We start from the raw sequence: 848 nt of genomic DNA, 5'->3' as shown, positions 1-848 counted from the left end.
GGTTCTTGCGGTATTCGTTCAGATTACTAATAAAGCTGGCACTGGCACCTTCGGCTTTCTGTATTTCTTCTTCGATTGTCGCTTTGGCAGATTGATGCAAGGCATTGGCCTCACCTCGCGCTTGAGCCATTCTAGAGTTTCTTATGCTTTTCTGCTCCTGAACTCTTTTTCTTTTTTCCGTTCTCGCGATCGTTGCTTGATCAAAATTCTTTTTAATAGAACCGGGAGGCTTCAGCTTTTTAATTTGGATCGCAGTCAACCTGATACCTAAATTCAAGTCCCGTGCCTGCTGTTGAATGGAGTTCTTTAGATAGCTTTGAAATTGAATTCGACCCGTTGTTAACAAGTCGTTAATTGGTTTGCTGGCGATATATTGGATCACCTCAGCGGATGATACTTCAAATAGCAGCGCTTCAGGGTCGAGCGCCTGCGTACGAAAGATGCCAGGCTCCTCTATGGTATATTGAAGTATCAGACTGACCTCCAATAAGTTCTGATCACCCGTTGTCAGTTCCCGCTGAATTGGCGCCGATGTTTCCTCCACCATGTTCAGTTCCATTGAGCGTACCGAAGTCGCCTGTATCTTCTCTACCGTCTCCATGGGCCAAGGTAAATGATAATGCATGCCAGGCAAGACCTGATCGTCGACTATCTTTCCGAATCGCAATAATATTCCACGCTGCTCAGGACCAACAGAGTAAAAGCCACTTAAGAGATATATCAAAGGCAAGAGCCCTAAAAAGATCACCCACAAGACATGCTTATTTGACGCGAGTATATTTCTTAAATCACTTAGCATATGCATCTGACGCTCCGGGGCTCTCCAACAAGCGCTGAACGAGTGGTGA

General features: G+C 45.4%; 1 protein-coding gene. It reads right to left on the bottom strand.

The genetic code is table 11. The features are described 5' to 3' along the window. On the bottom strand, positions 1 to 805 hold an 805-nt coding region (gene hflK, locus A3763_RS21110), incomplete at its 3' end, for a protease modulator HflK (protein WP_156495230.1). Positions 806 to 848: the final 43 nt, after the last annotated feature.

The organism is Oleiphilus sp. HI0128 (assembly GCF_001635365.1).
Note: the sequence above shows the minus strand (reverse complement) of the source record. Positions and strands in the feature narration are given on the sequence as shown.